The 18,895-nt window shown below is 71.7% G+C and carries 19 protein-coding genes, 1 tRNA gene and 1 other RNA gene; 5 read left to right on the forward strand and 16 right to left on the reverse strand.

The genetic code is table 11. The features are described from left to right. Positions 1-50: 50 nt before the first annotated feature. Positions 51-1,322 carry an APC family permease gene (locus O9K63_RS05895; RefSeq protein ID WP_277241428.1) on the forward strand — a complete coding sequence of 424 codons (1,272 nt, stop codon included), beginning with the start codon at positions 51-53 and terminating at the stop codon, positions 1,320-1,322. 13 nt (positions 1,323-1,335) lie between these two features. Then, an RNA gene (gene rnpB / locus O9K63_RS05900) (RNase P RNA component class A) lies at positions 1,336-1,717 on the forward strand. 228 nt (positions 1,718-1,945) lie between these two features. On the opposite strand, the gene O9K63_RS05905 is transcribed toward rnpB, so the two are convergent. The 4 genes from O9K63_RS05905 to O9K63_RS05920 form a co-directional block, all read right to left on the reverse strand. Next, positions 1,946-2,089 (reverse strand): hypothetical protein, encoded by a 144-nt coding sequence (locus tag O9K63_RS05905; RefSeq protein WP_277241430.1) that lies wholly within the window; start codon positions 2,087-2,089, stop codon positions 1,946-1,948. Between the two features lie 62 nt (positions 2,090-2,151). After that, entirely contained in the window at positions 2,152-2,667 is a 516-nt protein-coding gene (locus O9K63_RS05910; RefSeq protein ID WP_277241432.1) for a hypothetical protein, read from the reverse strand. A 375-nt stretch (positions 2,668-3,042) separates the two neighbouring features. Further along, a complete protein-coding gene (locus tag O9K63_RS05915; protein ID WP_277241434.1) occupies positions 3,043-3,624 on the reverse strand; it encodes a TMEM165/GDT1 family protein in 582 nt (193 codons plus the stop codon). A 216-nt stretch (positions 3,625-3,840) separates the two neighbouring features. Next, a complete protein-coding gene (locus O9K63_RS05920; RefSeq protein WP_277241435.1) occupies positions 3,841-5,292 on the reverse strand; it encodes an RNB domain-containing ribonuclease in 1,452 nt (483 codons plus the stop codon). Positions 5,293-5,328: 36 nt separating this feature from the next. Between O9K63_RS05920 and O9K63_RS05925 the strand changes: the two genes are divergently transcribed. After that, entirely contained in the window at positions 5,329-6,075 is a 747-nt protein-coding gene (locus O9K63_RS05925; RefSeq protein ID WP_277241437.1) for a YaaA family protein, read from the forward strand. 9 nt (positions 6,076-6,084) lie between these two features. Here O9K63_RS05925 and O9K63_RS05930 read toward each other — a convergent pair whose 3' ends face one another. The 12 genes from O9K63_RS05930 to O9K63_RS05985 form a co-directional block, all read right to left on the reverse strand. Continuing rightward, positions 6,085-7,311: an O-succinylhomoserine sulfhydrylase gene (locus O9K63_RS05930; protein ID WP_431190363.1), complete on the reverse strand. Its 1,227-nt coding sequence runs from the start codon at positions 7,309-7,311 to the stop codon at positions 6,085-6,087. Beyond that, on the reverse strand, positions 7,308-7,718 hold the full coding sequence (locus O9K63_RS05935) for a rhodanese-like domain-containing protein (RefSeq protein WP_277241438.1): 411 nt from the start codon (positions 7,716-7,718) through the stop codon (positions 7,308-7,310). The genes O9K63_RS05930 and O9K63_RS05935 overlap by 4 nt, the downstream gene beginning before the upstream one ends. A gap of 59 nt (positions 7,719-7,777) precedes the next feature. Further along, positions 7,778-8,275, reverse strand: a complete 498-nt coding sequence (locus tag O9K63_RS05940) for a hypothetical protein (protein ID WP_277241440.1) — start codon at positions 8,273-8,275, stop codon at positions 7,778-7,780. A 47-nt stretch (positions 8,276-8,322) separates the two neighbouring features. Beyond that, positions 8,323-9,276, reverse strand: a complete 954-nt coding sequence (locus O9K63_RS05945) for a reverse transcriptase-like protein (RefSeq protein ID WP_277241442.1) — start codon at positions 9,274-9,276, stop codon at positions 8,323-8,325. Beyond that, positions 9,276-10,019 carry a zinc ribbon domain-containing protein gene (locus O9K63_RS05950; RefSeq protein ID WP_277241444.1) on the reverse strand — a complete coding sequence of 248 codons (744 nt, stop codon included), beginning with the start codon at positions 10,017-10,019 and terminating at the stop codon, positions 9,276-9,278. Before O9K63_RS05950 ends, O9K63_RS05945 begins: the two co-directional genes overlap by 1 nt. Continuing rightward, positions 10,016-10,879 carry a Nif3-like dinuclear metal center hexameric protein gene (locus O9K63_RS05955; RefSeq protein ID WP_277241446.1) on the reverse strand — a complete coding sequence of 288 codons (864 nt, stop codon included), beginning with the start codon at positions 10,877-10,879 and terminating at the stop codon, positions 10,016-10,018. The genes O9K63_RS05950 and O9K63_RS05955 overlap by 4 nt, the downstream gene beginning before the upstream one ends. A gap of 1 nt (position 10,880) precedes the next feature. Further along, a tRNA-Val gene (locus O9K63_RS05960) sits at positions 10,881-10,953 on the reverse strand. Positions 10,954-11,001: 48 nt separating this feature from the next. Continuing rightward, positions 11,002-11,976, reverse strand: a complete 975-nt coding sequence (locus O9K63_RS05965; RefSeq protein ID WP_277241448.1) for an isopenicillin N synthase family dioxygenase — start codon at positions 11,974-11,976, stop codon at positions 11,002-11,004. Positions 11,977-11,987: 11 nt separating this feature from the next. After that, positions 11,988-12,485, reverse strand: coding sequence for a peroxiredoxin (locus tag O9K63_RS05970; protein WP_277241450.1), 498 nt, complete (start codon positions 12,483-12,485; stop codon positions 11,988-11,990). A gap of 22 nt (positions 12,486-12,507) precedes the next feature. Then, positions 12,508-12,909, reverse strand: coding sequence for a DUF3052 domain-containing protein (locus O9K63_RS05975; RefSeq protein WP_277242275.1), 402 nt, complete (start codon positions 12,907-12,909; stop codon positions 12,508-12,510). Positions 12,910-12,977: 68 nt separating this feature from the next. Next, a complete protein-coding gene (locus O9K63_RS05980; protein ID WP_277241452.1) occupies positions 12,978-14,519 on the reverse strand; it encodes a PH domain-containing protein in 1,542 nt (513 codons plus the stop codon). Then, on the reverse strand, positions 14,516-15,040 hold the full coding sequence (locus O9K63_RS05985) for a PH domain-containing protein (protein ID WP_277241454.1): 525 nt from the start codon (positions 15,038-15,040) through the stop codon (positions 14,516-14,518). The genes O9K63_RS05980 and O9K63_RS05985 overlap by 4 nt, the downstream gene beginning before the upstream one ends. 64 nt (positions 15,041-15,104) lie before the next feature. Here O9K63_RS05985 and fdhD point away from each other — a divergent pair, with 64 nt between their 5' ends. Both fdhD and aceE read left to right on the forward strand, forming a co-directional pair. Continuing rightward, complete coding sequence (fdhD, locus tag O9K63_RS05990) at positions 15,105-15,983, forward strand: formate dehydrogenase accessory sulfurtransferase FdhD (RefSeq protein ID WP_277241456.1); 879 nt, start codon at positions 15,105-15,107, stop codon at positions 15,981-15,983. Between the two features lie 117 nt (positions 15,984-16,100). Further along, positions 16,101-18,893 (forward strand): pyruvate dehydrogenase (acetyl-transferring), homodimeric type, encoded by a 2,793-nt coding sequence (gene aceE / locus O9K63_RS05995; RefSeq protein ID WP_277241458.1) that lies wholly within the window; start codon positions 16,101-16,103, stop codon positions 18,891-18,893. Positions 18,894-18,895: the final 2 nt, after the last annotated feature.

Here is an 18,895-nt window from a genome sequence, read left to right on the forward strand (position 1 = left end):
TGTGCGGACGGGGCGGGCACCCGGTTCCCCGATGCGGCAGGGTTGGCTGCATGACGAACTCCTCGGGTGCTCCGACTCGGCCCCTGGATCGACGTCTGGGCCTGCGGGACGGCGTCGCCCTGGGCCTCGCGGCGATGATCGGCGCCGGCCTGTTCAGCGCCTTCGCCCCGGCGGCTGCCAGCGCGGGCCGGTGGCTGGTCCTCGCCGTCGTCGTCGCCGCGCTCGTCGCGGCCGCCAATGCCTCCTCCATGGCACGCCTGGCCGCGCGGTACCCCGACTCGGGCGGCGCGTACGTCTACGGCCGCGAGCGGCTGGGCCTGCCGTGGGGCCACCTGGCCGGGTGGGCCTTCGTCGTGGGCAAGGTCGCCTCGTGCGCCGCGATGGCCATGACCCTCGCCGTGCACGTCTGGCCCAACTTCGCCAAGCCGATCGCCGTCGTGGCCGTCCTGGCCGTGCTCGCCCTCAACCTGCAGGGGGTGCACCGCTCGGCCCGGGTGGCCCTCGGCATCGTCGCGTTCGCGGTGGCACTCGTGGTCACCTTCGGCGCCGTCATGCTCATCGCTCCCCCGGTCACGGTCGACACACCACCCCCGGCCGTCCCCGGCTCCGGGACTCCCCTCGGTGTCCTCCAGGGTGCCGGGTTCCTCTTCTTCGCATTCGCCGGCTACGCCCGGGTGGCGACACTCGGCGAGGAGATCACCGACCCGCGTCGCACGATCCCCCGCGCCATCGGCATCGCGCTGGCGATCGTGCTCGCGTTGTACGTGCTCGTCGCGGTGGCGCTGACCAGCTCACTCGGGTCCGGCTGGGTGGCGGCCCGCGAGGCTCCGCTGGCCGAGGCCGCGGAGATCTCGGCCTGGCCGTGGCTGGGCCCCGCCCTGCGCGTCGCGGCCATCCTCGCGGCGGGCGGTGCGCTGCTCGCGCTCGTCCTCGGGGCGTCCCGCACCCTCATGGCGATGGCCCGGGACCGCCACCTGCCACCGGTCCTGGCCACCGTCGACGGTCCGCACCGCACACCACGCCGGGCCGAGGCCGTCATCGCCGGGCTCGTGATCGTGCTCATCGTGCTCGTGGACCTGCGCGGGGCGATCGCCTTCTCCTCCTTCCTCGTCCTGACCTACTACGCGATCGCCAATGCCAGCGCGTGGACCCTCGAGGGTCGCGCGGCCACGAAGGTCGTCCCGACCCTCGGCCTCGTGGCCTGCATCGGCATCGCCTTCCTCCTGCCGTGGCAGCCCGTGGTCGCCGGCGTGGCCGTCCTCGCGTTCGGTGCGTTCATCGGATGGGCGCGCTACACCACGCGTGAGCACCCCGACGCGTAGACTGCTCGACGGATGAGTCGGCCGGACGGCCGCGTCACCGCTGCGGCGGTGTCGAGGAAAGTCCGGGCTCCACAGGGCGTGGTGGTGGCCAACAGCCACCCGGGGCGACCCGCGGGACAGTGCCACAGAAAGCAGACCGCCTCGTCCACCTCGGTGGACGAGGTGAGGGTGAAAGGGTGGTGTAAGAGACCACCAGCGATCCGGGTGACCGGATCGGCTCGGTAAACCCCACCAGGAGCAAGTCCGGACAGTGTGCGTCCGAGGGCGGCCCGCCCGAGCACACGGGTAGGACGCTGGAGGTCGTCGGCAACGGCGACCCGAGATGGATGGCCGTCGCCCCGGCAACCGGTAACGGTGCCGGGGAACAGAACCCGGCTTACAGGCCGACTCATCCACCCACTCCCCGAGGGGCCGCCTGAGCGCGCCGTGAGCACCAGCCCCCAACGGCCCGGGTGAGTGGTGCTCGAGGTGCTCGGTCTGGACCCGCGCGGTCGACTCCGCCAGCGGTACCCGCCGACGCGACCCGGGACGCTTCAACGGTCCCCACACGAGCCTGTCCCGCGTCGAACCCTCGGCCAGCTGCCGGTCCACGACGAGCCCACCGCCCTGGACGCGGTCGAGCGTCAGTGCCCGCAGTTCCCCCGGGCGCAGTCCGGACCCGCGCCGAGCCACACGATCGCCCGCAGCGGCGCCGGCACTGCGTCGGCGATCTGCGCGACCTCATCGACCATCAACGGCGTGACCGCGACGTCGTCGGCACGGGGCATCGCGATCCGCCGGCACGGGGTCACCGGAATCAGCCGGAGCCCGAGCCCTCCTGAAAGCGTGGTTATCGGCTCGTCGCCAATTCTGAGATGACGTGACGTAAATGCGTTGCGCGCGCCACTTCCTCCCCCTCATACGCGGCACCGCCAACCGACGGGTCGTCGGTAGCGACGTGTAGTTCCCCAACCAGAAGCCACAGGGCGAGCAGCGCAACGCGCAGGTCACCGTGCTGATGAGCGCGGATCAGCAGAGCCTCCAGACAAGGCGCAGTGGTGCAAACGATGGCTATGGGGTCGGACGGCGTTCGTTCGTCGCGCTGCTCGACGCGCTGGGCACGCGCTTGGCCAATCGCTCGGCCCAGCTCAGCCAACGGGAGAGCGCCGGCGCGCTCCTGCGACGTCAAGATGGACCACGCCGGCACTGCATACTCGGAGAAGCGGGCTGGCAACGGCAGGGATACGCCTGAGCAGTACTGGCAGGCCCGGTAGTCGTCCAGGATCACCTCTGGGGCTGAGTCGCCGGCACTGACATTCAGCCGGCGGCAGGACGAGCACCACCCGAGAAGCTTGTCGTTCCCCATGGCGGAAATTTACCGGGGACGCAAAGTTTTGCGCAGAGCCGGTTAGTTCCTGAGACAGTCGTTGAGCGTTCCTCTACTCGCCTTGATGCTCACACGACCCCGAGCCATTGTGATCCCAGGGCCGCGAGGCATGCGACAAGGGCGATCACCAGAGGCCAAGTTGAAGATTTGACGTCTTTCATAGCCAGCCACCTTGCACCACATCTCGCCTGCTCGCTCGACGAGGACGGCCAAGGCCTCGATCAGCGCCATCTCTCACGGCCCAGTCACGGCACGACGACGCCTCTATGGGCCTCTATCGGAGCGGGCCATCGGAGTACGGCTTACAGGCCGACTCATCCACCCCCCTTCGCCGCGCGTGTCGTCGGGACGGCCTCAGAGCCAGCCGAGGCCCTCGGCGACGAGGACGAGGCCGAAGAGGGCGAAGGCGGCCGCGGCGCCGTAGGTGATGACCTTCTCGGGGAGCTTGCGTCCGAGGACCGCACCGACCGCGATCGCCAGGGCGTCGGCGGCGACCATGCCGATCGTGGAGCCGATCCAGGTGCCGAACCAGTCCTCGCGCACGGCGAGCGTGATCGTGGCGAGCATCGTCTTGTCGCCGAGCTCGGCGAGGAAGAAGGCCGCGCCGACGGCGAGCAGCGCGGAGCCGGTGGCCTTCCTGGCCTTCTGCTCCTCCTCCTCGGTCAGCTCGTCGCCGCGCAGGGTCCACACCGCGAAGCCGAGGAAGGCGATGCCCGCGCCCACGGCGATCGGCCCCTGGTACTTCTCGAAGCTCGCGCCGATGAAGTACCCGATGCCCACCGACGCGAGGTGCACGAGCAGCGTCGCGACCGTGATGCCGAGGATGACGTCGCGGGCCCGGTACCGGGTGGCGAAGGTCATCGCCATCAGCTGGCTCTTGTCGCCGAGCTCGGCGACGAAGATGACCACGGTGCTGAGCACCAGTGCTTCGAACATGAAAAAACTCCTCGTCTGCCCGGACGAGGAGCCGTGTCACGACGAGCCTCGACCGGGTCGTCGCATGACTGACCGGTCGAAAGTCTCGTCCGCCAGCCGGGCTGGCCCGATGTGCCGGACCCATGACCTGTCGGTCCGGGGTCAGTGTGTCGACACACCTGTTGGGGACTACTCCCTTTCGAGCGCTCACCCTAACCCATGGCGAAGGGGGTGGGCTCACACGACCGCGAAGCTCGCCTTGCCCCGCGCGTGGTCGACCGCGGTCAGGCGCACCGTGACCTTGTCGCCGAGATCGGCCCTCCCGCTCGCCCTGCCCATGACGGGCGGGTCGATCACCTGGATCTCCATCTCGCCCTCCCCCTGCGGGACGTCGATGACGACGGCCGTGAAGGTCTGGTCCACCCGGTCGGCGAGCGTGGCCGCCTCGATCGCGTCCATGGCTCCCCGCTCCACGCCACCGACGAGCCGCTCGGAGGACTCCATCAGCTCCGGCAGGCTCGGCAGCGCCTGACGCACCCAGGTCGGCACCTCCTCACCGGCGCTCACGGCGGCGCACAGGGCCAGGCCGAACCGGTCGACGAGGCGGCGCAGTGGCGCCGTGACGTGGGCGTACGGGGCGGCGATCGCGGCCTGCTCGACCAGCTCGGGCACGCCCCCGTCGAAGACGGTGTACCCGGCCCCGCGGAAGGGCACGGTCGACTCGTGGATCAGCGCGAGGTGGCGCGCGTTGCTCCCGTCGAGCGAGCGCAGCAGGTCCCCGTGGGTCTGCTCCGCCGGCCACGGCACCTGCAGGGCGGAGGCGATCTGGCGCAGCTGACGCAGCGCGTCGTCGCCGGGCTCGGGCATCGTGCGCAGGATGCCGACGTCCGCGTGCAGCATCATCTCGGCGGCGACCATGCCGGTGAGCAGCGAGATCTGGGCGTTCCAGTCCTCGGCGCGCAGCAACGGGCGCAGTCGCAGCCGGAAGCCGCCGTCGACCTGCTCGACCTCCTGGTCGGGCATCGGCAGCGAGGCGCCGCCCCGCTCCTGCTCGAGCGCGATGCGCTTGTCACCGATCTCCTGCAGGAGGGCGAGCCGCTCGTCGTCGGTACCCGCGTCGATGCTCGCCTGCACCTCGGCGTACTCGAGCCGCTCGACGCTGCGCACCATCGCGGGGTAGACCTCGGCGGCGGTGTGCTCGCCCAGGGCATCGAGGCGGATGTCCCACACGTACGCCGGGCGGACCTCATCGGGCAGCAGGCTCGCGGCGCCCTCGCTGAGCACCGGTGGGTGCAGCGGCGTGCGCCTGTCGGGCGCGTAGATGGTCTGGCCGCGGCGGCGGGCCTCGGCGTCGATGGCCCCACCCGGCTCGACGAAGGACTCCAGGTGGGCGATCGCGTAGCGCACGCGGTACCCGTCGCCGTCGCGGGAGAGGTGCATCGCCTGGTCGAGGTCCATGGACCCGGGTGGGTCGATGGTGAGGAAGGGGAGGGCGGTCTCGTCCCGCTCCGGCAGCGAGAGTGGTTGCGCCGCAACGCGCTCGGCCTCGGCGAGCACCTCGGCCGGGAAGTCCTCCGGCACCTCGAGCTCGGCCCGGATCTCGTCGAGCCGCGAGCGCAGCCCGGCGGCGTCGACGACCTCTCCGGTCGCGGGGTCCGTGGGTCGGAGGAGGCCGATGCGCTGTCCCATGCTGGACACCCTAGGCGTACCCCGTAGGGTTCCGGCGTGCTCGTGCTGCTGCCACCTTCGGAGTCCAAGACCGGTCGTGCGCGGGGGAAGACCCTCGACCTCGGCTCGCTGTCCTTCCCCGCCCTGACGCCGGCCAGGGAGCGTGTGCTCGCGGCCCTCGCGGAGGTCAGCGCCCGCGCGGACGCCCACGAGGTGCTCGGCGTCAGCACCAACCTCGTCACGGAGGTGGCCCGCAACACCGCCCTCATGACCACACCGGCGCCACCGGCGTCGCACGTCTACAGCGGCGTCCTCTACGACGCCCTCGACCTCGCGAGCCTCTCCCCCGGCGCCAAGCGCCGGGCCGGCCGGTGGCTCGTCATCGTCTCGGCGCTCTTCGGTGCGGTCCGTCCGGGCGACCGCATCCCGCCCTACCGGCTCTCGATGGCGGTGAACCTCCCCGGTGTCGGGCCGCTGGCCGCGCACTGGCGCGAGGTCCTCGACGCGGAGCTGACCGCCGCGGCCGGGACCGGCCTGGTCGTCGACTGCCGCTCCAGCACCTACGCCGCGGCGTGGCAGCCCTCCGGTGGGACGGCGACGCGGTGGGTCCACGTCACCGTCCCGGGAGCGACGCACATGGCCAAGCACACGCGCGGCCTCGTCGCCCGCCACCTGCTCGGGGTCGACCGCGAGCCGAGGACCCCGCAGGCGCTCGTGGCGGCGCTCGAGCCGGCCTTCGAGGTCGAGCTGTCCGGCCCGGCGAAGGGGGCCGGCCCCCTTCGCCTCGCCGTCACCGCGCGGTAGCTCCCGGGCTCAGCCCAACCCGTCGAGGGCCGCGGTGAGGTCGGCGACGAGGTCGTCGACCCCCTCGAGCCCCACGGAGACGCGCAGGGTCGCGTCGGTGATGCCGATCGCGGCGCGCGCGTCCGCGCCCATGCGGCGGTGCGTCGTCGTCGCCGGGTGGGTGACGAGCGACTTCGAGTCGCCGAGGTTGTTGGAGATGTCGACGAGGCGCAGCGCGTTCACGACCGCGAAGGCCTCGGCCTTGCCCCCGTCGATCGCGAAGGTGATGACGGTGCCGCCACCGCTCATCTGCCGCCGGGCGAGGTCGTGCTGCGGGTGGTCCGGCAGCCAGGGGTGGACGACCTGCGTGACCCGGGGGTGCTGCTGCAGCTCCCGGGCCAGGACGAGCGAGGACTCGGCCATGCGACGCACGCGCAGGTCCATCGTCTCCAGGCCCTTGAGCAGCACCCAGGCGTTGAAGGGCGACAGGGACGGTCCGGTGTGCCGGATCAGGTTGCGCACGGGGCCGTCGATGTAGTCGGCGGGACCGAGGATCGCCCCACCGAGGACGCGGCCCTGTCCGTCGATGTGCTTGGTGGCGGAGTACACGACGATGTCGGCGCCGTGGTCGAGCGGCCGGGAGAACACGGGGGTGCCGAAGACGTTGTCGACGACGACCTGCGCGCCTGCCGCGTGGGCCAGCTCGCTCACGGCGGCGATGTCGACGAGCTCCTGCATCGGGTTGCTCGGCGTCTCGAAGAAGACCGCCGCCGTCGGCTCGGACAGCGCCTCGCGCCACTGGTCGAGGTCCGTCCCGTCGACGAGGACCGTCTCGACGCCCCACCGCGGCAGGATCTCGTCGACGATGACGAAGCAGCTGCCGAAGAGCGAGCGCGAGGAGACGAGTCGGTCTCCCTCACCGAGCAGCGCCGCCAGCGCGGTGAAGACCGCGGACATCCCCGAGGACGTGGCAAAGGCCGCCTCGGCGCCCTCGAGCACGCGCAGCCGCTCCTCGAGCATGCCGACGGTCGGGTTGCCGTAGCGCGAGTAGACGTACTTCTCCACGTCCCCCGAGAAGGCGGCCTCGGCCTCCTCGGCAGTGCCGTAGATGAAGCCGGAGGTGAGGAAGAGCGCCTCGGACGTCTCGTCGAAGGTGGTGCGGGCCTGACCTCCCCGCACGGCCAGGGTCTGCGGGGAGAGACCGCTCGGGTCCAGGTACGGGGCGGGGTTGCCCGGCCCGTACGGGAGCTCGCTCACCCCTGCCTCCACGGCAGGCCGGCCTGCTTCCACCCGGCGACGGCGCGGTGCCCGTGCTCGTCGACCGGCCCCTCGAAGCCGTCGACGATGTTGTACGCGCTCCTCCAGCCGGCAGCGGTGGCGGCCTCGGCAGCGGCCGCGGACCGCCCACCGGAGCGGCAGAGGAAGTACACGGAGGAGTCCTGGGGCACGACCTCCTGCAGCTGCTGCAGGAAGGCGTCGTTGGGGGTCCCTGCCGGGAAGGAGTTCCACTCGATGGGGACCATCTGCTTGTCGATCGAGGACAGGTCCGGGACCCCGACGAAGGTCCACTCCGCCTGGGTGCGCACATCGACGAGGACGGCCTCCGGATCGGATGCGAGGGCATCCCACGCGTACTGGGGGCTGAGGTCTGCGGCGTACGTCATGCGCACAGGGTATGCGCGAGGGGTGGGCCCGCTGCACGCCCGGTCGGCACCCGAGACGGTCAGAAGCTCAGCTCGATGCCCTGGACCACGAGCCACGCGGTGATGAGGAAACGGGCCAGGCACCCGAGCGTCGTCACCACGACGAAGAGCGCGAGGGAGATGTGCTTGATCCCCGCGGCGACCGTGACGACGGCGAGCGGGGGGAAGCCGACACCGGCGCTGGCGAGCAGGACCAGCGGTCCCAGGTGCGGACGGTCGAGCAGGTCGATCATCGCCTTGCTCCACCGCTCAAGACGCCTCCTGAAGGCGCTGCGGCTCCTGCGTGCCTTGTCCGCGGCCCGCAGCTCCTTCTGCTCGCGGCGCTTCATGAAGGCCTCGGCACCCTTCTCCGCGGCGACGAAGTGGGTCACCTTGCCGATGACCAGTCCGCCCGTCATCGCGGAGACGTGCACGACCCACAGGTCGGGGAAGATGACGGGTGCCGCGACCGCGTAGATCTCGGCGTTCAGGGGCGGGAAGTACGCGGAGAGCAGGCCGAAGACGACCGCGCCGATCACGCCGGACGCGGTCAGCCAGGTGGGCAGGTCCTCGATGTCGCCGCTCCTCAGGTCCGGTTGGTGAAGGCGACGAGCACCTCGCCGTCGGGTCGGACCTCGAGCGCGGTGAGCGAGCCCGGGTCGACGGCCAGGCGCCGCATCCGCTCACGCGGCAGGCCGAGGACGTGCGCGAGGACGACGAGGATCGGCGTGCGGTGGCAGGCGATGACGGCGGTGCGTCCGTCGGCGACAACTCGCTCCCACGCCGTGACGACCCGCGTGGTCAGCTCCTCGTGCGTCTCCCCCTCGGACGGCTCGTCCCAGTCCGCATCGGCCCGGGGAGTCACTGCGAGCCGCTCGGCGACGGTCTCGCCGGTCCCGGCGTCCCGGGTCGGGTCGGCGGTGACGACGCGCACGTCCGCGTCGTCGACGAGCGCGGCCACCCGCTCGGCTGCGCGCTCGGACTGCTCGGTGCCGCCACGGCACACGAGGACGATGCGGGTGGCCTCCTCGCGACCCGCTCGGGGCCGCGTCGGGGCCTGCTCGGTGTCGCGGCGGGGGGCGTGGTCGGCACCCGACTGCTCGCGCCACTCCTCGAGCTCCTCGCCGTCCATCCCGCGGTTGGACAGGGCATCGGCGTGCGCGTTCGCGTCGCGGGGCATCCAGACGAACTCGACGGAGCCGCCCGCGGCAGTGATCTCGGCGACGAGATCACGTCCCTGTCGGGCGAGCTCCCGCATGTCGGGGTGCTTGATCTTCCACCGTCCCGACATCTGCTCGACGACGAGCTTGGAGTCCATCCCGACCTCCACGTCCGCCGAGGGGTCGATGGTGCGGGCGGCACGCAGGCCGGCGAGCATGCCGCGGTACTCGGCGACGTTGTTGCTCGCCGTCCCCAGCGGGGCCGCGAGCTCGACGAGCACCTCACCGGACCCGGGGTCCCGGACGAGGGCCCCGTACCCGGCCACACCGGGGTTGCCCCGGGAGCCACCATCTGCCTCGACGCGGAGGGAGCGCCCCATCAGCTCTGCGAAGCCGGGATGCGCACGAGGATGCGGTCGCACTCCTCGCAGCGCACCACCTCGTCGACGGGTGCCTTCTCGATCGCGGCGAGGTCGACGGGGTTGAGCTCGAGGCGGCACCCGCCGCAACGGCCGTGCTTCAGCTCCGCGGCGGCCAGACCGCCGGACTTGTCACGGATCCGGTCGTACAGCGAGATGAGGGCGTCGTCGATGCTCGCGACGAGCTCCGAGCGGGGGGCGGTGACCTGTCTCTCCTCGGCGTCGAGCTCGGCCAACGCATCGTCGCGCTCGCGGGTCAGCCGGTCGACCTCGGCCTGCAGCTCGGCCTGCTTGGCCGTCCCCGAGGAGACCCGCTCCTCTGCGGCCTCCTGGCGCTCCATGGCCTCGATCTCGACCTCCTCGAGGTCGCCCTGCCGACGCGCGAGCGACTCGATCTCGCTCTGCAGGGCGGTCAGGTCGCGCGAGGTCATGCCGGCCCCCGTGTCCAGACGCTGCTGGTCCCGCGCGGCTCGGTCGCGCACCTGCTGCACGTCGGCCTCGGCCCGGGCGACCTCGCGTCGGATGTCCCCCAGCGTCGTCTCGGCACGCACGACGTCGTCCTGGGCGCGCTGCAGCTGCGCGCGGGCCTGCTCGAGGGCCGCGATCTGGGGCAGCCTCGTGCGGGCATGGGCGATCTGCTGCAGCCGGATGTCGAGGGCCTGCAGCTGGAGCAGCCGTGCCTGGACGAAGGGGTCTGCCTTCACTGGGGATCTCCTTGGGCTGTCTGTGCGCCGACGGTGAAGGTCCACGGGTCGGTGCAGATCGTGCTCACGTGGGTCTCCCATCCCACCACGTCGGCTCCGGCGTCGGCGAGGGAGTTCTCCAGCCGGGCGAGCATGTGCTCCAGCCAGAGGGACTCGCTCGTCCAGTGGCCGGCGTCGACGAGGAAGGGGGTGCCGGCGGCGGACCGTGCCTCCTCCCGGGCCTCGAGTGCCGGGTGGTGGCGCAGGTCGGCGGTGACGTAGACGTCCGCGCCCGCCGCGCGGGCGGCGTCGATGAGACCGTCCCCGGCCCCTCCGAGCAGCGCGACGCGTCGCACCCGGCCGTCGGGCGGCCCGGAGACACGGATGCCGCCCGGCGCGGACGGCAGGGCCTCCGCGAGCCGCTCGGCGAAGTCGGCGAGGGTGATCTCCTCGGCCAGGTACCCGACCCGGCCCATGGGGGTGCCCTCCTCGAGGGAGAGCGGCTCCGTCGCGGCCAGCCCGCAGGCCTGCGCGAGGGCGGTGTTGACGCCGGGCTCGGCGACGTCGGCGTTGGTATGGGCGACGTACAGGGCGATGTCGGAGACGACGAGGCAGGTGACGCTGGCTCCCTTCGCGCTCGTCGTGGCGACCGAGTGCACACCGCGCAGCAGCAGGGGGTGGTGGGTGATGAGCAGGTCCGCGCCCGCCTCGCGGGCCTCCTCGATGACCTCGAGGGTGGGGTCGACCGCGGCGTGCACCCGGCGCACGGGCTGGTCCGGGTCGCCGGTGACGAGACCCACCTGGTCCCAGGACTGGGCGGAGTCGCCGGGGTACATCTCCTCGAGGACGGTCAGGACGTCACGCAGACGGATGGTGCTCATGTGGGCCCGGCCGGGCTCGAACCGACGACACCCGCGGTGTAAACGCGGTGCTCTACCAACTGAGCTACAGGCCCCGGGCGCGCGGTGCGCCGCGGTCATTGTGACAGGACGACGCGCCGGGGTCAGGACCGGCGCGCGTCCTCGATGAGGTTGATCTCGTAGAGCACCAGGTCCAGCGCGTCGGCGGCGGTGATCGGCGAGAAGCGCTGGGGCGCCTCGGCGGTCACCGTGCTCACCAGCGGGCTGAGCACCGTCCACGGCGTCGGGTGGCTGAACTGCACGACCGAGTAGCGGTCGCCCTCCTGCCCCGGGGCCGCGACGACGCGGTGGATGCCCGGCTCGATGAGCCCGTTGGTCACGGTCTCCAGCATGAGGCCGGTGTTGATGATGGCACCGCCCTCGGGTGCGACGGCGTCGATCCACTCGCCGCTGTCCTTCAGCCGCACCTGCAGACCGGCAGCGGTCGCCCGCGGCAGGGCGGTGATGAGGTTGATGTCGGCGTGCTCGGCCGCCCACACGTGCGGGGCGTCCGGCGCGGACCGCATGGGCGGGTAGTGGATCGCCCGCGAGAGGGTCGGTCCGTCCACGAGCATCGTCTCGAAGTAGTCGGGGTGGGCACCGACGCCGGTGGCGATGATGCGCAGCACCCGGCGCTGGAGGTCGGCGACGGCCTCGTGGAAGGTCGTCAGCGTCTCGGTGATGCCCGGTACCGCCGACTCGGGCAGGACCGGGTCGTGGTAGCGGTGCGGGTAGCGGGTGCGAAGGGGGTGCCCCGCCGGGATCGCCGGCCCCCAGTTGAGCATCTCCTTCCAGTCCGCGACGTCGGAGGTGGCCGCGGTCTCGACGAGCAGATCGGTGTAGCCGGTCTGGCCGTGGGTCCCGGGGGCGACGAACTGCTGCTTGACCTCGCGCTCGGCGGTGAAGAACTCCTCGAGCATCCCGTAGGCGGTGTCGATGAGGTCGTCGGCCACGTCGTGCCGCACGTAGACGAAGCCGGTGTCCAGGGAGGTCATCAGTCCGTCGACGACGGCCCGTGCGCGCTCACCGTCCCCCGACTCGAAGGCCAGCAGGTCCACCTCGAGGATGTCGTCACTCATGGTGGCGGAGACTACCGGGCGCCACCCGCGGCTGCGGCATCCTGCAGCGTCTCCAGGGCCCGCTCGTAGCCGCTGAACTCACGTCGCTCCCCCGCAGGGTTGACCAGCCGCCAGGCGACCCGTCCGTCACGGCCGACGAGGAAGGTTCCCCGCCCGGCCATGCCCGCGCCCGGGTCGAAAACGCCGTAGGCGGAGGCGACGGCACCGTGCGGCCAGAAGTCGGAGAGCAGGGGGAAGAAGTACCCCTCGCGGTCCGCCCACGCCCGCAGGCTGAACATCGGGTCGCAGGAGATGGCCACCGTGGTCACCGCCGGCGACTCGAAGCGCCCGAGGTCGTCGCGGATCTCGCGAAGCTCACTCGTGCAGACGCCGGAGAAGGCGAAGGGGTAGAACACCAGCAGGACCGCGCGGTCGCGGGTCAGCTCGGCGAGCGTGACGTCCGCGCCGTTCTGGTCGCGCAGGGTGAAGTCGGGGGCGATGTCCCCGACGGAGAGGGGCTGCTGACTCATGTCGGCAGTGTGCCACTCGCGGTCAGGCGACACCCTTGCGGGCGGCCAGCCGGGTCGCGACCCAGTGGTCGGAGCACATCACCGAGCCGGAGGTGTGCAGCCCGGCCGTCGTCGCGGCCTCGTCGACCTCGCTCGGGTCGACCTCGCCGTTCCGGCCCGGACGCGGCGTGAGCAGTACGATGGACGACCCCTCGGCGAGTGTGCCGAGGGTGTCGACGAGGGCGTCGGTGAGGTCGCCGTCGTCGTCGCGCCACCACATGATCACCGCGTCGACGACACCGGTGTAGTCCTCGTCCTCGAGCTCGGCACCGACCACGTCCTCGATCGCGGCACGCAGCGCCTCGTCGACGTCGTCGTCCCAGTTGTACTCCTGCACGATCTGGTCGTGGGCGAAGCCCAGCTTGTCCACGGCACCGCGGGTCATCTCGTCCTCCCGGGCCGTCGCGTCCCCCGTCAAGGTGGTCGTCCTTCCTTCGCTTCGGTGATTAGTCATCAGGGCCAGTCCACAGTGTCCGGCGTCGGATCGCAACCAACGGGTCCGCTCGGACGTCGTCTGGCGTGGCTCGCACGGGCCGCCGCGAGGTGCGCGAGACGTTGCGCGTCGTCGGTCGAGAGGTGCTCCACACGGGGGCGAACCGGCCCCACGGTGCTGAGGAACTGGACGCTGGCGAGGTCGAGCCGGCGGTCCAGCGGTCCCTGCTGCAGGGTCATCGACTGGATCCGTCCCCAGGGCACGACCTGCAGGACCCGGTCGAGCCACCCCGAGCGGGTGAGCACGGCCCGCCGCCCGGGCAGGTAGCCGATGCGTCGGCGGGCGAAGGGGTGGAACCACCTGGCCGCGGACGGCACCCCGACGAAGCCCTCGGGCGTGTCGGCGACGAGCGAGGCGACCTCGGCCGTGGTCACCGGATCGGCGGTCACCGCCTCGAGGAGGCGCAGCACCTCCTCGGTCGTGGCGACGGGCACGAGGACGCTCTCGCCCGAGTCCCCGTCGGCGGAGGCGATCCGGGCCCCGGCGACGTTGACCTTGAGGGTCCACCACCCGGCACGGCGCCACAGGACCGGCTGCGTGACCTCGAGTGCCTGCACACGGTGCAGCGGCACGGAGGAGTGGCGGGTGTCGGTCAGACCGCGCTGGCTCGTGAGCGTCTGCCCCCGCAGGGCGACCGTCAGCCCGTACCACCGGGTGAGCCTGATGATGCTGCGCATGCCGGTGATGAGGACGACGGGCAGGAAGCCGCCGATGACCACGCCGAGGTCGACGAAGGTCAGCACGAGCGCGAGGACGAGCAGGACGACGAAGAAGATCGTGTCCCAGGAGAGCAGCACCGAGGCGATCAGCCGCTCGACGGGCACCCGCAGCAAGGGCACAGCCGGCTCCACGGCACCACGCCGCGGCCACGGTCCCGCCCCCTCCGGCCCGGCGGGAGGCACGGGTCCGCCCTTGGGCCTCGCAAGCTCGGCCCTTGAGTCGGGCGGACCCATCCCTCCCTCTGGGCCCTGTGATGGTGTCGGCTGCTGCGCCTCCGCCGCCAGGCCGAGCAGCCGGGAGCGGACCGCCTCGGCGTCGGTGTGCCTGAGGTAGGCGATGGACACGTGGGAGTCGCCGCCGCCGGCGGACTCGACGCGCACCTCGGACAGGCCGGTCATCCGCGCCAGGAGCGGACGGACGAGGTCGACGGCCTGGATGCGGTCGTAGCGCACCTGGCGGTGCTGGCGCATGATCGCGCCCGAGTGCATCTCCAGCCCCGTCTCCCCGAGCCGGTAACGGGTGAACCACCACGACAGCAGCCCGAGGAGCACCGCCCCGACGACGGTCAGCAGCACGAGCACGGCCGGCACGAGGAGGGAGGTCTCGCCCTCGCCGGGTGCCGGGGGGCCGGCGGCACCGACGATCCGGTCGATCTGCTGGGACAGGACGTAGCCGAAGACGGCGATGACCACGAGGCCACCGCGGATGAAGGGCGAGAGCGGGTGGACGCGCGAGAAGCCGTCCCCACCCCCTTCGCCCCCGGGGGGCCCGCCGAGCGTCACAGGCCCGCTCGCTGCGCCTCGCCGTGGGCCGCGAGGCGCACGCGCAGCTCCTCGGCGACGTCGACGGGCAGGCCGGGGATGTCCCCGCTGCTGGCCGGGGACGCGGTGTTGACCGTGATGTCGGCGAGTCCCTTGGCGCGCTTGTAGGGACCGGAGGAGATGTCGACGTACTGGATGCGGCCGTAGGGGATCGTCACCAGCGAGCGCCACATGCGGCCCTTGCGGATGGCCAGCTCCTCGGGCAGCTCCACCCAGCTGATCGCCGCGACCTGGCGCGGGATGAGCCACATCAGCCACAGCCACAGAGCGGTCAGCAGCACGGTCACGAGGACCAGCCACGGGGTGATGAACGCCGCCGCCAGGGCCGCGGCGACGGCGGGCGGCAGGAGGGTCGCCGTCGTGCTCACCTGTCGCACCCCGGCCAGCAGTGGTGAGACCGGACGCCACTGCGCGCCGTGGTCCCCCGTCAGCGGGAGCACCGACGGGGCCGGCGAAGGGGGTTGGGTCTCGTTGTCGTCCACGGCACCATCACACCAGACCTCGTCCGTAGGCTGGCCACATGGTCAGGCGAGCGAAGGCGGGTCCATGGGACGGATGACGCAGCGGCTGCGCGCGCAGCGCATGGGCGACCGCTCGGTCGGCAGGATCGAGTCGCTCGCCGTCGAGGAGCCCCTGGAGATCCGGGTGGCCTCCCTCCCGGCCACGGGTCTGGCCGCGGGTGGTGCACCGAGCGAGCTGCGGCCTCCGTCGACGACCGTGACCACGACGATGCGCCTGCCGGGTGACGACTTCGACCTCGCGCTGGGGCACCTGGTGGCCGAGGGGCTCATCGGGGACGCCGAGGACGTCGCCGCGATGATGCACTGCACCGACACCGGTCCGGACGGCTCGCCGACCTTCAACGTCGTCGAGGTCACCCTCGCGGCAGGGGTCTCGCTGCGGCGCCCCGTGACGGCCCGCACGGAGGTCGCGACCAGCGCGTGCGGGGTGTGCGGGTCGACCTCCGTCGACGACCTGCTCGAGGCCCTCCCCCACTCCCCCTCCGACGACCCGGCCCGCCACTCGCTGGAGCACATCCACGCCGGGATGGCGGCCATGCGCGAGCGCCAGAAGGTCTTCGAGGCCACCGGTGGCGTCCACGCCGCCGCTCTGCTCGACCCGGACGGCCGCCTCCTGGTGGTCCGGGAGGACATCGGTCGGCACAACGCCGTCGACAAGGTCATCGGGTGGGCCGCGCGCGAAGGGGGTCTCCCCCTTCGGGGGCACGTCCTGCTGGTCTCCTCCCGGGCCGGCTTCGAGATCGCGCAGAAGGCGGCCGTGGCCGGCGCCCCGGTGCTCGCCTGCGTCTCGGCCGCGACCACCCTGGCCGTGGAGGTCGCCGAGCGCAGCGGGTTGACCCTGCTCGGGTTCGTCCGGGAGCCGAGGGCCACCGCGTACGCCCATCCCGAGCGCGTCACCGGCTGACCGGGACGTCGCTCCCGTCCGTTCCCCGACCCCGGCTTGTGACGCGCGACACGGGGGAGGGAAGATGACTGTGTCTCCCGACACCCCCCGGGAGTGTTCTTCGGAAAGGACGACGACGTGCCCGGATCTGCCGATCACCTCAGCGACGGCCCCATCCTCAACGGCATCCCCACCCACCTGCCGGACATCGACCCCGACGAGACGGCGGAGTGGCTGGAGTCGATCGATGCCGTCATCGACGAGGCGGGGCGTGAGCGCGCCCGGTACGTGATGCTGCGGCTGCTCGAGCGGGCCCGGATGAAGAGCGTCGGCGTCCCGTCGTTGACCACGACCGACTACGTCAACACCATCTCCCCGACGAACGAGCCGTGGTACCCCGGCGACCAGGAGGTCGAGCGCCGCTACCGCGCCTGGATCCGGTGGAACGCCGCGATCCAGGTCCACCGTGCCCAGCGCCCGGGAGTGGGCGTCGGCGGCCACATCTCCTCCTACGCCTCCGCGGCGACGATGTACGAGGTGGGCTTCAACCACTTCTGGCGGGGCAAGGACCACCCCGGCGGCGGCGACCAGATCTTCTTCCAGGGGCACGCCTCCCCCGGCATGTACGCGCGCGCCTTCCTCGAGGGCCGTCTCAGCGAGGAGCAGATGGACGGCTTCCGGCAGGAGGCCGCGACGCTGGCCGGCGACTCCGAGACCGGCATGCCCTCCTACCCGCACCCGCGCCTGATGCCGGACTTCTGGGAGTTCCCCACGGTCTCCATGGGCATCGGCCCGATGAACGCGATCTACCAGGCGCAGTTCAACAAGTACCTGCACAACCGCGGGATCAAGGACACCTCCGAGCAGCACGTGTGGGCCTTCCTCGGTGACGGCGAGATGGACGAGCCGGAGAGCCGCGGCCTGCTGCAGACGGCGGCCTTCGAGGAGCTGGACAACCTCACCTTCGTCGTCAACTGCAACCTGCAGCGGCTCGACGGCCCCGTGCGCGGCAACGGCAAGATCATCCAGGAGCTCGAGGCGCAGTTCCGCGGCGCGGGCTGGAACGTCATCAAGGTGATCTGGGGCCGCGGTTGGGACCCGCTGCTGGCCGCCGACCACGACGGCGCCCTGGTCAACCTGATGAACCAGACGCCCGACGGCGACTACCAGACCTTCCGGGCCAACGACGGCGCGTACGTGCGCGAGCACTTCTTCGACCGCGACCCGCGCACGCGCAAGCTGATCGAGAACTGGTCCGACGCGGACGTGTGGTGGAAGCTCAAGCGCGGCGGCCACGACTACAACAAGGTCTACGCCGCCTACCGCGCCGCGATGGAGCACTCCGGCCAGCCGACGGTCATCCTCGCGAAGACGATCAAGGGCTACGGCCTGGGCTCGAGCTTCGCCGGTCGCAACGCCACCCACCAGATGAAGAAGCTGACGATCGAGGACCTCAAGGGCCTGCGCGACGGCCTGCAGATCCCGATCTCCGACGAGGAGCTGGAGAAGGACCCGTACCTGCCGCCCTACTACCACCCGGGCGAGGACGACGAGGGCATCCAGTACATGAAGGAGCGCCGCGAGAAGCTCGGCGGAGGCCTGCCGGAGCGCCGGGTCGACTACGAGCCCCCGACGCTGCCCGCGAAGGAGAAGTACGGGCAGCTGGCCAAGGGGTCGGGCAAGCAGGAGATCGCGACGACGATGGCCTGGGTGCGCCTGCTCAAGGACCTCATGCGGGAGAAGGGGTTCGGCGAGCGGATCGTGCCGATCATCCCGGACGAGGCCCGCACCTTCGGCATGGACTCCTTCTTCCCGACGAAGAAGATCTACAACCCGCACGGGCAGAACTACACCTCGGTCGACGCCGACCTCATGCTCGCCTACCGCGAGTCCGAGACGGGGCAGCTGCTCCACACCGGCATCAACGAGGCCGGCTCGGTGGCGGCGTTCACCGCTGCGGCGACGAGCTACGCCACGCACGGCGAGCCGATGGTGCCGGTCTACATCTTCTACTCGATGTTCGGCTTCCAGCGCACCGGTGACTTCATCTGGGCCGCGACCGACCAGATGTCGCGCGGCTTCATGCTCGGCGCCACGGCCGGCCGCACGACGCTGACCGGTGAGGGGCTGCAGCACGCCGACGGGCACTCCCCGCTGCTGGCCGCGACGAACCCGGCCGTCGTGTCCTGGGACCCGGCCTACGGCTTCGAGATCGCGCACATCATGCGCCAGGGCCTGGAGCGGATGTACGGCGGCGACGCGCCCCAGACCGACATGGCGCGCAACGTCGTCTACTACCTCACCCTCTACAACGAGCCGATCGTGCAGCCGCCCGAGCCCGAGGGCCTGGACGTCGACGGGCTGCTCCGGGGCATGTACCGCTACGCGGCCGGGGACGACTCCGGACTCGGGGACACCCCACCGCGCTGCCAGCTGCTCGCCAGCGGTGTCGGCATGCCGTGGGCCCTGGATGCGCAGGAGCTGCTGCGCGAGGACTGGGGCGTGGTCGCGGACGTGTGGTCGGTGACCAGCTGGACGGAGCTGCGCCGCGAAGCGATGCGGTGCGACGAGGAGCGCTACCTCCACCCGGAGAACGAGCGTCGCACGCCGTACGTCACCCGTGCGCTGGAGAACTCCGTCGGCCCGATCGTCGCCGTCTCGGACTACATGAAGCAGGTCCAGGACCAGATCCGGCCGTGGGTGCCGGAGGAGTTCTCCGCCCTGGGCACCGACGGCTTCGGCTTCTCGGACACGCGTGCCGCCGCTCGCCGGTACTTCCACGTCGACGGCCCGTCGATGGCGGTCCGGGCGCTGCAGATGCTCGCCGACCGCGGCTGGGTCGCCGAGGACGTCCCGGGCAAGGCCGCCGAGAAGTACCGCCTGCTCGACGTCAACGCCGGCACCTCCGGCAACGCCGGCGGCGACGCCTGAGG

Origin of the sequence: Janibacter cremeus, assembly GCF_029395675.1 — a bacterium.
Classification (GTDB): domain Bacteria; phylum Actinomycetota; class Actinomycetes; order Actinomycetales; family Dermatophilaceae; genus Janibacter; species Janibacter cremeus_A.